At 60.2% G+C, this 11408-nt stretch carries 14 protein-coding genes; 12 read left to right on the forward strand and 2 right to left on the reverse strand.

The features are described 5' to 3' along the window. The first annotated feature begins 52 nt into the window (after positions 1-52). From C8D82_RS08660 to C8D82_RS08680, 6 genes are all read left to right on the forward strand, one after another. Positions 53-625, forward strand: coding sequence for a LemA family protein (locus tag C8D82_RS08660; protein ID WP_116883882.1), 573 nt, complete (start codon positions 53-55; stop codon positions 623-625). Between the two features lie 4 nt (positions 626-629). Further along, entirely contained in the window at positions 630-1337 is a 708-nt protein-coding gene (locus C8D82_RS08665; RefSeq protein WP_116883883.1) for a TPM domain-containing protein, read from the forward strand. 66 nt (positions 1338-1403) lie between these two features. Continuing rightward, the gene (locus C8D82_RS21165) at positions 1404-2117 is read left to right on the forward strand and encodes a TPM domain-containing protein (RefSeq protein WP_165832949.1); all 714 of its coding nucleotides are present in this window, start codon (positions 1404-1406) and stop codon (positions 2115-2117) included. A 61-nt stretch (positions 2118-2178) separates the two neighbouring features. Then, positions 2179-3054, forward strand: coding sequence for an amidohydrolase family protein (locus tag C8D82_RS08675; protein ID WP_116883884.1), 876 nt, complete (start codon positions 2179-2181; stop codon positions 3052-3054). A 140-nt stretch (positions 3055-3194) separates the two neighbouring features. Then, positions 3195-3341, forward strand: coding sequence for a hypothetical protein (locus C8D82_RS21170; RefSeq protein ID WP_165832950.1), 147 nt, complete (start codon positions 3195-3197; stop codon positions 3339-3341). Positions 3342-3513: 172 nt separating this feature from the next. Next, a complete protein-coding gene (locus C8D82_RS08680) occupies positions 3514-4110 on the forward strand; it encodes a hypothetical protein (protein WP_133245119.1) in 597 nt (198 codons plus the stop codon). A 101-nt stretch (positions 4111-4211) separates the two neighbouring features. Here the strand turns inward: C8D82_RS08680 and C8D82_RS08685 are convergent, their stop codons facing one another. Together C8D82_RS08685 and C8D82_RS08690 are read right to left on the reverse strand one after the other, a co-directional pair. Then, positions 4212-4598 carry a hypothetical protein gene (locus C8D82_RS08685; protein WP_116883886.1) on the reverse strand — a complete coding sequence of 129 codons (387 nt, stop codon included), beginning with the start codon at positions 4596-4598 and terminating at the stop codon, positions 4212-4214. 101 nt (positions 4599-4699) lie between these two features. After that, the gene (locus C8D82_RS08690) at positions 4700-5017 is read right to left on the reverse strand and encodes an RNA recognition motif domain-containing protein (protein ID WP_116883887.1); all 318 of its coding nucleotides are present in this window, start codon (positions 5015-5017) and stop codon (positions 4700-4702) included. 569 nt (positions 5018-5586) lie between these two features. Between C8D82_RS08690 and fabG the strand changes: the two genes are divergently transcribed. The 6 genes from fabG to C8D82_RS08720 are packed head-to-tail and all read left to right on the forward strand — an operon-like array spanning position 5587 to position 11408. Then, positions 5587-6333 carry a 3-oxoacyl-ACP reductase FabG gene (gene fabG / locus C8D82_RS08695; protein ID WP_116883888.1) on the forward strand — a complete coding sequence of 249 codons (747 nt, stop codon included), beginning with the start codon at positions 5587-5589 and terminating at the stop codon, positions 6331-6333. Positions 6334-6349: 16 nt separating this feature from the next. Further along, the gene (locus tag C8D82_RS08700; RefSeq protein ID WP_116883889.1) at positions 6350-7825 is read left to right on the forward strand and encodes a phytoene desaturase family protein; all 1476 of its coding nucleotides are present in this window, start codon (positions 6350-6352) and stop codon (positions 7823-7825) included. A 17-nt stretch (positions 7826-7842) separates the two neighbouring features. Then, a complete protein-coding gene (locus tag C8D82_RS08705; RefSeq protein WP_165832951.1) occupies positions 7843-9069 on the forward strand; it encodes a beta-ketoacyl-[acyl-carrier-protein] synthase family protein in 1227 nt (408 codons plus the stop codon). A gap of 29 nt (positions 9070-9098) precedes the next feature. Further along, positions 9099-9377: a phosphopantetheine-binding protein gene (locus C8D82_RS08710; protein WP_116883891.1), complete on the forward strand. Its 279-nt coding sequence runs from the start codon at positions 9099-9101 to the stop codon at positions 9375-9377. Positions 9378-9379: 2 nt separating this feature from the next. Further along, positions 9380-10126 carry a lysophospholipid acyltransferase family protein gene (locus C8D82_RS08715; RefSeq protein ID WP_165832952.1) on the forward strand — a complete coding sequence of 249 codons (747 nt, stop codon included), beginning with the start codon at positions 9380-9382 and terminating at the stop codon, positions 10124-10126. Beyond that, positions 10119-11408, forward strand: coding sequence for a phenylacetate--CoA ligase family protein (locus tag C8D82_RS08720; RefSeq protein ID WP_116883893.1), 1290 nt, complete (start codon positions 10119-10121; stop codon positions 11406-11408). Before C8D82_RS08715 ends, C8D82_RS08720 begins: the two co-directional genes overlap by 8 nt.

Raw genomic sequence — 11408 nt, forward strand, 5'->3', positions numbered from 1 at the left:
GGGCAGGTGCTATCTTTTTAACAGAGACGGAACAGATTAAGGAGAAAACGAAATGAAAGCATTGTTTATCACGCTCGGCGTGGTGGTCGCGGTGGTGGTGATCACGGTGATCGCCTGCATCGGCATCCGGAACGGACTGATCGACCGGGATGAAAAGGTCCGGGAACAGTGGAGCCAGATTGAGACGCAGCTGCAGCGGCGCGCCGACCTGATCCCGAATCTGGTCAATACCGTGAAAGGGTACGCCAAACACGAGGAAAAAATCTTCACCGAAGTCGCCGACGCGCGCAGCCGTCTGCTGAGCGCGCAGGGGCCTGCCGCCAAGGCGGAGGCCGGTGCACAGCTCAACAGTGTGCTGGGACGGCTGCTGGCGGTCGCGGAAAACTATCCGCAGCTGAAAGCCAGCGACAACTTCGTGCGGCTGCAGGATGAACTGGCCGGCACGGAAAACCGGATCAGCGTGGCCCGCACCCGCTACAACCAGACCGTCCGCGACTTCAACGCCGCGATCCGCAAATTCCCCGGTTCGCTGTTCGCGCCGGGGCTGGATTTCAAGGCCGCCGAATACTTCCAGCCGCCGGAGGGCGCGGCGGCGGTCGCGAAACCGCCGGCGGTGAGTTTCTGATACGATGAGAACATACGGCAAAATCATTCTGGCGGCGGTCGCGCTGTGCGGCGCGCTGTGGCTGGGAGCGGTGGAGGTGCCGCCGCTGACCGGCCGGGTGGTCGACCGGGCCGGGGTGTTCGGCGCGGGAGCGTCGCGGGTGGAGGCGGCGGTGCTGGCGCTGGAGAACGCCTCCGGCGGGCAGATGGCGGTGCTGACGGTTCCGACGCTGGACGGCGAACCGATCGAGGATTTTTCGATCCGGGTGGCCGAAGCGTGGAAGATCGGGCGCAAGGGCAAGGATAACGGCGCGATTCTGGTGATCGTGCCGGATGACCGCGAAATGCGGCTTGAAATCGGTTACGGCTGGGAAGGCGAGATCAACGATGCGAAGGCCGGGGATGTGATCCGGGATATGGCGCCGTTTTTCCGTGCCGGAAATTATGCCGACGGCGCGGTTTACGCGGTCGGCAAGGTGCAGGAGTTCGTGACCGGGAAAGCGCCGGAAGGGCAGCCGGTTCCGCCGAAACGGCGCGATTCGGGGGACAGCCCCGTGGCGGCGATCATCGTCTTTGTGGTGATCCTGCTGCTGGTCCTCGGACGGGGGCGCGGCTTCTTCTTCCTGGGCGGCGGCGGCTTCGGCGGAGGCGGCGGCTTCCGTGGCGGCGGGGGAGGCAGTTTTTCCGGCGGCGGAGGCGGCTTCGGAGGAGGCGGCGCTTCGGGCAAGTGGTGAATCAAGAATTGTTACGGAAGGAGGCGGGGCTGGATGCGGAAGTTTATGCTTGCGGTTTGGGTGGCGGTGTTCACCTTTTCGGTATGGGCTGTGACGGATGTGCCGGCGCTGACCGGCCGGGTGGTGGACAGGGCGGGAATTTTCCCGGAAAGCGATCGGCGGGAACTGACGGAGCAGTTGGAGGCGTTTGAACGGATCACCGGCGGGCAGATGGCGGTGTTGACGGTGCCGACGCTGGATGGTGAACCGATCGAGGATTTCTCGATCCGAGTGGCCGAAGCATGGAAACTCGGTTATCAGGGAAAGGACAATGGTATATTGCTGCTGATCGTACCGCCGGAGCGGCAGATGCGTTTGGAAGTCGGCTATGGCTGGGAGCATCTGGTTACCGATGCCCGTGCCGGTGATGTGATCCGTGCGATGGCGCCTGGTTTCCGGGAAAAGCAGTATGCACAGGCCGTGGCGCAGGCGATCCGGCATTTGCAGGGGTTTATCGGGACGGGAAATGGCCCGACTGCAAAAGACGGATTGATATTCTGGGGAATATTGGCAGCTTTTGTGACTGCGGTCGGCTGGTCTGTCTATAAGTTTGGCAAATGGGTATTGAAGCCACAGTCTCCAAAAGAAATACGGAAATTTTCGCTTAAAACCAAAGGTGGTTCGTCATACTCCTGCCACTCTGGTGGTTTCGAAGGCGGCGGCTTCCGTGGCGGCGGGGGAGGCGGTTTTTCCGGCGGCGGAGGCGGCTTCGGAGGAGGCGGCGCTTCGGGCAGGTGGTAAGTTCTTGAACTTCCGCCGCCGGAATGGTATATTATCTCCTCCTGAGGAGGATTGGTGTATTATGAAGATTATCGATGCGCATCTGCACTTTTCAAAGTTCGACGGTTTCGACGAGCGGGCCCGCGAAGCCGGGCATATCAACAGCGCCGAACATCTGCTGGCCGAATTCGACCGGCTCGGCATTGAGGCGGCGGTCGCGATGGGGGCCGGGCGCGGCGGTTCGCCGGAGGGGGAGTGCCTGCCGATGACGGTCAATCTGGCCGGTCCGTTTGATCCGGTCCGCTACGGCCAGCCCCGGCGCATCGCCTATTGTGCTGGCGTGGAGAGCGACGTGCTGAACAAGGCCAATCAGAAGCGGTCCGTCGCGCTGTTCGAGGAGCGGCTGCGCGATCCGCACTGCGTCGGAATCAAGATGTATCCCGGCTACAACCGCCGTTATCTGAACGATCCGTTGCACTATCCGCTTTACGAACTGGCCGAACATTACGATGTGCCGGTCGCGATCCACACCGGCGATACCGCGACGGCCAACGCGCTGGTCAAGTATTCGCATCCGCTGACGGTGGACGAGGTGGCGGTGAACTTTCCCCGGGTGCGCTTCGTGATGGCGCACTACGGGAATCCGTGGGTGATCGACGCGACCGAGGTGGCGGCGAAGAATCCGAATGTGTTCATCGACCTCTCCGGCCTCGCGGTCGGGAACTTCGACCCGGAGTGGTTCTGGAACGACTATTCCGGCTACCTCCAGCATCTGAAAACATGGATGAACTACCTGTCGGATTACGGCAAATTCATGTACGGCACCGACTGGCCGCTGGTGAACCTTGAAGCCTACCTGACCGTGCTGCGCCGTCTGGTGCCGGAGAAGGCTCACAATCTGGTTTTCCGGGAAAACGCGCTGCGCATCTATTCGAAACTCAACGCATTGCTCGCATAACATAAGGAGGTGCCTGTGCTGAAATTCAATGAGATTCAGGAAGCGTATGATTATGCAGCTTTCTGCTGAGCGGGCCGGAGCAGGACGAAGTCGAACGAATTTTTTCGCACCGGGGCGCCTACGGCAACTGGAAAGACTTTTTGTGTGAGCGGGGACTTCTGCAGGAGTGGTACGACTTTTCCGAGCAGGCCGAGGTCGAAGCCCTGAAAGACTGGCTCGATTTTAATCAGGTCGCCTACGAGGATGAGAACGGGAATGTAGTGACCCCGTCGCCGAAGGAGTGGTAAACCGTCATATCATGAAGGCCGGTATGATGGAACTGCCAGCGGTGACACGGTTTCGGCCATGCGATGCGTCAGAGCAATTATGACAGGGATAAGGCATTGCTGCGTGTTTTGAAGAATGCGCCGTTTCTCCCACTTTCCTTACAAGCAGCACCAATATACATTTGCTATGGAAATGAAAGTATTGAAACCTGTAAGGCTTGGGGGACCACCATTGGTTCAAATTGGAGGAATAATATTTTTATCTCTATTTATTGGAGGTATTTATATCCCATTATATCAGGAAAATGTTGCTTTTCGGAATCTTTTGTTCAGCACTTGGTGGCCCTGGGTACTTCCCTGCTTCCCCTTAATGTGGCTTTTATGGTTTATCGCAGAGTCCATGATTGTTCTTCAGGCAAAGCATCGTATGTTGCAGCTGCTTGATTTTCAGTTCGACAAAAGAAATGAAAACATCCGGATTACATTTAAGCTCATTGGTGTTCCGCAGTCGCAGGTAACAGAAAAAATGTTGAAAGCAAAATATCAGCCTGTTTACGGAGGAGGTCTGCCGAGTCGTTTTAAATACCAGCAGATGATTTATGATGCCGATGAAGATTTGTATGAGATCATAATCAATACCTCGGGCCTGCTGATCGAAATCAAGGATATATTTATTTACGTGGAGCAAAAAAAGGGGATAATACCATATCACTGTATTTATTTAGTTCACCGATTCGGCGGAGCAAAGCAATCGGCATGTCTGATTTTCGATAAAAGGCAATTGAAGTGATTTGAAGGTCCGGGATAAGTTGCGAGCCGGCAGCCGGTTGTTTGCCGCAGATGAGGCACGAGTGACGTTCTGTCATTTCTCAATTTTGGCTGGGTGCCGGTTTATTGCAAAGTTTTTTCTTCGCCATTTTCTACCGCCGTTGTGATGATTTTCTGGACAATCGCTTTAATGTAACATCCATAGCTTGAATATAAATAAAACACATATTTCCCGGAATACTCATCAAAACGAACCTTAGTGCCGTCTGTTTCTTTGATGAAGATTTTATCAAAATCATCCCGCGTGATATTTTTCAATTCAAAGATCTCGATATCCAGAATGATATTTCCCTCTTTGAGTTCCGAACAATAAAAATATTGAATATCAATCAGATGGATATTGTAAAGTCTGGGCGTTTCTGTAAAGCATTCAGAAAATGAAAGAACAATTTCCTTTGATGACATGTTGATATTGTACAGATTATAATCATGCAAAAAATGGATATCCATGATATTTCCCTGGTTAAATGTGACTGGCGGCGGAACCGGAGTGGAGCGGGCATGAAAAAAGACGTTCCGGTCGGGGAACGTCTTTGGCTGTTGCGGTGGGATTACCAGCGGCTGCCGCCGTCTCCGCCGCCGAAACCGCCGCGGCGCTCACCGCCGAAGTTGCCCCGCGGACGCTCTTCGCGCGGACGCGCTTCATTCACGACCGCCTTGCGGCCGCCGATCTCCTTGCCGTTCAGCTCTTCGATCGCCTGGCGGGCTTCGTTGTCGTTCGGCATTTCGACAAAGCCGAAGCCTTTGGATTTGCCGGATTCACGATCGGTTACGATCCGGGCGGTGCTGACTTCGCCGAAAGCGCCGAAGGTCGACTTCAATTCGTCACGGTCGGTGGAGTACGGCAGATTGCCCACGTAGATGTTCATCCTCACTCATTCCTTTCTCTCTTCATTGTTCCGGTTTTCCGGACCCCCCGGAATCCCTGTTGATCTTGTCGCCTGTGCCCCGATGGTTTAAACTTCTGGTTGAATCTGCGCTGGAAAATGCCGAACCGTCAGGGGAATACAGGCGGAATGCTGATGTCGGGAATCGCCGGCGAGATTAAAGGAAACGTCTTCCGAAATCTGGAAAACGGTGCCAACTGGCTGAAAATTGTAGACTTAGCAATACTTTGAATAAATAAGATCCAATCGAAAAATGACTAAACCATCATCAAAATCTACAAATATTATACCGGAAAAAAACTCAATGTCAATAGCTGGAAGGAAAAAATGTGAAAAAACATCGAAAAAAAATCGCTTTTGAAGTTGATTTTCCGAAGTTGTGACGAATTTTTCCGGCAGAAACCGTCAGGAGGGAAAGCAACGGAGCGAAACCGGTCTGCTTTCCGGGAATGACGCGGAAAAAGGTTGATTTTTCCGGCGGCGGCGGTTATATTAAACGGATGGCTATGAGTTATTTTATCAGATGAAATATAAGGTAAACCGCACATTCAATGAAACGTGAAAGTTCGGATGGCAACAGAATCGCGCTGGTGATCGGCGGCTGCCGCGGCATCGGCCGCGCCATTTCGCAGCGGCTGGCGGAGGATGGATTCGATATCGCGGCGACCGCGCGGCAGGCGGGGCCGGATTCGGAAGAACTGGCGCGGCAGGTCGCGGCGGCGGGGCGGAAATTCACGCTGCTGGCTTTCGATGTGCGCGACCGTGAAGCGGTGCGGCGGGAGCTGGAACGGGTGTTCGGCGACGGCGGCGCTCCCGAAGTCGCGGTTTACAACGCCGGAATCGCGCGCGACAATCTGATGGCGTTCATGTCCCCGCGGGAGTGGGACGAGGTGATCGAAACCAATGTGAACGGTTTTTACAATACCATCCAGCCGCTGGTGTTCGGGATGCTCGCGAAAAAGCGCGGCCGGATCGTCGCGGTCAGTTCCGCCTCCGGGCAGACCGGGCAGGCGGGGCAGGTGAACTACTCCGCCTCCAAGGCGGCGCTGATCGGCGCGGTGAAGGCGCTGGCGCGCGAAGTCGGGCGCAAGGGCGTGCTGGTCAACGCGGTCGCGCCCGGTTTCATCCATACCGAAATGACGCGGGAGATTCCGGAGGAGCGGGTGCTGCCGCTGATTCCGTTGAACCGGGCGGGGGAGGCCGCGGAGGTCGCCGGCGCGGTCAGTTTCCTGTGCGGGCCGGACAGCAGTTATATCCACGGTCAGGTGATCGCCGTCAACGGCGGACTGGTCATCTGAAAAGGAGCGAAAAGGGGTGGGGCATTCCGGAGTACATTCGGTCGTGGTCGGCGGCGGTATCGGCGGCATGAGCATGGCGCTGCTGCTGGCGGCGGCGGGGCGGCGCGTGACGCTGCTTGAGGCGTGCCCGAAGATCGGCGGCTTCATGCAGCGTTTCCGGCGCGGCGGCGTGCCGTTCGACACGGGGTTCCACTTCACCGGCGGTTTTGAGAATGTGCTCGCGCAGATGCTGCAGGTGCTCGGAATTGACGACATGGTCAAAGAAGCGCCGTTCCGCAGCCGGATCTTTTTCGGCGAATCCGGCCGCAGGCTGGAGCTGCCCGGCGGCGGCGTCGATGCGCTCGCCGATTACCTCGCCTCGGAATTTCCGGAAAAGCGCGACGCGGTTTACGGCTATTACAAATGCGAAAAGGCGGTGGTGGAGCATACTCCGATGTTCGACCTGCGCGACCGCGACCTGGCGGAGAAGCTGATGCTCAACGAGTACGACCTGATGACGCTGGACGAGTTTTTCGACCGGCTCGGCGTTGCGGGCGAGCTGCGCGCGGCGCTCGGCAGCGCGGCGATGTGTCACGGCACGCCCCCGTGCGAATCCTCGGTCACGAACCATTGCCGGGTCAGCTTCGGGCTGGGCAACCATATCGCGCGGGTGGAGCGCGGGGGAGACGCCTTTATCGACGGCTTCCGGCGCGAGGCGGAAAAATTGGGAATCGAGGTGCGTACCGGAGTGCGCATCGCGAAGTGCCCCGAAGTGGTCGGCCGCCGCGAGTGCCGCCGGGCGGTATTGAGCGACGGTTCGGAACTGGAATTCGACGATGCGTTTCTGGCGATTCACCCGAAGGCGATTCTGGAACTGCTGCCGCCGGAGGCGGTGAATGCGTTCTTCCGCCGCCGGGTCGGGGAGATGGAGGACAGCTGCGGTTTCTTTACGGTTTCCGGCGTGATCGATCCGGCCGCAGAGGCGGTGCCGGAATTGACTTCGTACCTCTCCACACCCGACCTGAACCGGATTCTGCTGCCGGGCGGCGGCGGCACCGGCACCGGCATGGTGATCGCGGAGGAGCGGGACGCGGCGGGGAAGCCGGTCCGGACTTTCACCGCGTTCGGCAGCGTGTGGCCGGAGGCGACCGCCCGCTGGAGCGAAAAGCGCGACGCCGCGTATTTTGAATACAAAGAGCGTTATGCGCAGAAGATTTATGATGAAGTGTACCGGGTCTATCCCGGATTGCGCGGCAGGATCGACTGGAGAGCGACCTCTTCGCTGCTGACCTGCCGCGACTATGCGCCGCCGACCGGCTGCGCTTACGGCGTGCGCCAGAAGCTGGGGTGTTCCCGGATTTTCGGACGGCTGCCGGTGCGGAATTTTTACGCAATCGGGCAGAGCGCGCTGATTCCCGGGATGCTCGGCACGATGATGGCCTCTTTTCTGATGTTCCGGCAGGTCGCCGGGGAGGCCGCGTACTGGAAACTGATCGAGGCGCGGCTGCGGTGACGAAAGGGAGAATGAATATGGAAAAACGACGGGTGGTGGTTACCGGCGCGGGCGTGGTCAGCGCCCTCGGCGGCAGCCGCGCCGAACTCTTTGAAGCATTGCTGGCGGGCCGCTGCGCGGTGCGCCGGATGCCGGAGTGGTGCGCCGAACTGCCGGGCGTGCCGCTGGCCGCCCCGGTGGAGCTTGACCCGGAGATCGCGAAGCGGATCAACCGCAAGTTCCGGCGCTCGATGGGCCCGGCGGCGCTGTTCGCGTCGTTGGCGGCTTTGCAGGCGGCGGAGGAGAGCGGGCTGGATGCGGAGCTGCTCGGCTCCGGCCGCACCGGCTGCGCGGTGAGTTCGACGATGGGCAGCTCTTCGAGCATCGTCGAGGCGACGGCGCTGCTGCTTTCGGGCCGCCGCGAGGAGATGCCCGCGACGCAGTTTTTCAAGTGCGCATCGCATTCGTCGGCGTTCAACGTGGCGAACTTGCTCGGCATCAACGGAGTGCAGCTTTCGCCCTGTTCGGCGTGCGCTTCCGGGCTGCAGTCGGTCGGGGCGGCGATGGAGCAAATTCAGCTCGGCAAACAGGATGTGATGCTCGCGGGCGGTTCCGACGAAGCGACTCCGGCGGTGGCCGGCTCTTTTGAGCAGCTCTTTGCACTGGCGGGCGGCGACGTGGAGCCGGAGCGGGCTTCGCGGCCGTTCGATGCGGACCGGCGCGGGCTGGTCTGCGGCGAGGGGGCCGGAATCCTGGTGCTTGAGGAGTACGGCCACGCGGTGCGTCGCGGTGCGCCGCTGCTGCTGGAGCTGACCGGCTATGCGACCAATTGCAGCGGGGTGCATGTGAGCCAGTCCGACGCTGCCTCGATCGAACGCTGCCTGAAGCTGGCGCTGGCGGATGCGGGGCTGGAGCCTGCCGGAATCGACTATGTGAGCGCCCATGCGACCGCCACCGTGGCGGGGGACCGCGAGGAGGCCGCCGCGCTGCGGAACGTGTTCGGCGGTGGGGTTCCGGTATCGAGTCTGAAGGGGCATCTCGGCCATACGCTGGGGGCTTCCGGGGCGATCGAACTGGCGGCGGTGTGCGAGATGGCGCGCCGCGGCGTGGTGGTGCCGACGCTGAATCTGGAGCGGGTCGGCGCGGAGTGCGCCGGACTGGATTTGCCCGTCGCGCCGCGTGAAAAGCGGATCGGCGCTTTTGCGAAGTGCTGCATCGCGTTCGGCGGAGTGAACGCGGTGCTGATCGGTAAGAAATTATCATAATTCATTATAGAATCGGGAAATACGGAAACATGACCAGAGAAGAGATCATAGCCGAAATCAATTCGATCTTCGTCGAGCAGTTTGAACTGGACCCGGCGGAGCTGACGGCGGAGAAGAAGATTTTTGACGACCTCGGGCTGGACAGCCTCGACATCGTCGATCTGATGATCGGGCTTCAGCGCAAGTTCGGGATTCCGCTGCGGCAGAACGAGGAGATCCGCAAGATCGTGACCCTCGGCGACGTGTATGAATTTTTCGTGAAACTGGCGAAGGAACGGCCGGAGTTCGCCGCGAACCTGAAGAAATGACGATGGCGCAATGGCGGCCGACACCGCTGATTTACACGTCGATGCTGCTCTGGACCGTTGGGTATTGCGCGGTGATGCTGCTGCCGTTCTGTGTGGCGTCACTGCTGCCGGAAGAGGCGCGGGGACGGTTTTCCCGGTGGGTGATTCTGCAGTACGGGCGCGTGATGGTCTACCGGGCGGTGTGGCCCTTTGTGCGCGTGAAGTTTGAAGACGGCGCGGCCGGGGAGACGCGGCCGGGGATTTATGTATTCAACCACCGTTCAGCTTCGGACCCGTTCCTGGTCGCGACGTTGAACATTCCGGTGATCCAGGCGGTGAACGGCTGGCCGATGCGGCTGCCGTTCTTCGGCTTTTTCGCGCGGCGCGGCGGCTATATCGACACGACGAAACTGAGCTACGAAGAAGCGCGCGACCGGATGGGGCGGATGCTGGAGCGCGGGGTGTCGGTCGCGGCGTTCCCGGAGGGGACGCGCTCGGGCAGCCGCCGGATGAACCAGTTCCGCAGCGGGGTGTTCAAGGCCGCGCGGGAGCTGGGGGCGGTGATCTACCCGTGCTGCATCGTCGGCAACGAGGAGCTGCCGGACCGGCGGTTCCGGTTCCGGTGCGGACGGATCCGGGTGCGGTTGTTGCCGCCGCTGGCGCCGGAGGAGGTACGGAGCTTCGGCAACGCGTTTTTATTGAAGAATCACATTCGGTCCCGGATTCAGCGGGAGATCGAGCGAATGGAGGGAATTGCGAGCGATGAGTGACTATTTCAGGTTGGAGCAGGCGATTGATTTTGCGCCCCCGGAGGAGATCCGGCAGATTCAGACGAAGCTGCTGAATGAGCACCTCGCCCGCTGCCGGAGCCGTTCGCCGTTCTACCGCAGGCGGTTCGCCGGGCTGCCGGAGCGGGAGGTTTCGCTGGAGGAGCTGGCGCTCTTTCCCACCACCTCCAAGCAGGACCTCGCCGAATGTAACGACGATTTCACGGCGGTGCCGGAGGAGGAAATTTCGGATATCAGCTTCACCAGCGGCACCACCGGCGTCCCGTGCCGGATCTGCTACACCCGGAGCGACCTCGACCGGCTCGGCTACAACGACGCGCTCGGCTTCCTCGCCGCCGGGATGCGGGCGGGAGACCGGGTGCTGTTGACCTGCACCATCGACCGCTGCTTCATCGCCGGGCTGGCCTATTACAACGGGGTGGTGAAACTGGGGGCGGCGGCGATCCGCAACGGGCTCAACACCATCGAGAGCCATGCGGAAATCATCCGGTTCCAGAAGCCGCAGGCGGTGGTCGGCGTGCCCAGCTTTCTGGTGCGGCTCGGCAACTACCTGCGCGAGAACCGGATCGACGACAGTTCGATCCGCACGCTCGTGTGCATCGGCGAACCGATGCGCAACCGGCGGCTCGAACTGACTCCGCTCGGCGAACGGCTCAACGAGTTGTGGCCGGACCGGATTCACTCGACCTACGCTTCGAGCGAAATTGTGACCAGCTTCACCGAGTGTTCCGCCCGTTCCGGCGGGCATCCCCCCGCCGATCTCGCGATTGTGGAGATTCTGGACGAGGCGGGCAAGCCGCTGCCGCCGGGCGTTCCGGGGGAGGTCACGGTCACGCCGCTGCAGGTCGCGGGAATGCCGCTGGTGCGGTTCCGGACCGGCGACGTGAGCTTTCTGGTGCCGGAGCCGTGTCCGTGCGGCCGCCATACCCTGCGGCTCGGGCCGGTTCTCGGGCGCAAGGCGCAGATGCTGAAGATCCGGGGCACGACGCTGTTCCCGAATTCGTTCTTCGCCGCGCTGGACGGGATGCCGGAGGTGGCCGAATACTATCTGGAGGTTTCCGGGCGCGGCCTCTCCGACGAGGTGGAGATTTTCGTCGCGCTGAAGGAGCCGGGCATCGCCCTTGAGGAGGTCGCCGCCCGGCTGTACGGCCGTACCCGCATCCACGTGCCGGTGCGCCGGGTCAGGCTGGAGGATGCGCATGCGAGGGTGTTCGGCGTGTCGCGCAAGCCGGTGCGGTTTTTCGACCGGCGCATTACGGAGTAA

Source organism: Victivallis vadensis (assembly GCF_003096415.1).
Lineage (GTDB): Bacteria > Verrucomicrobiota > Lentisphaeria > Victivallales > Victivallaceae > Victivallis > Victivallis vadensis.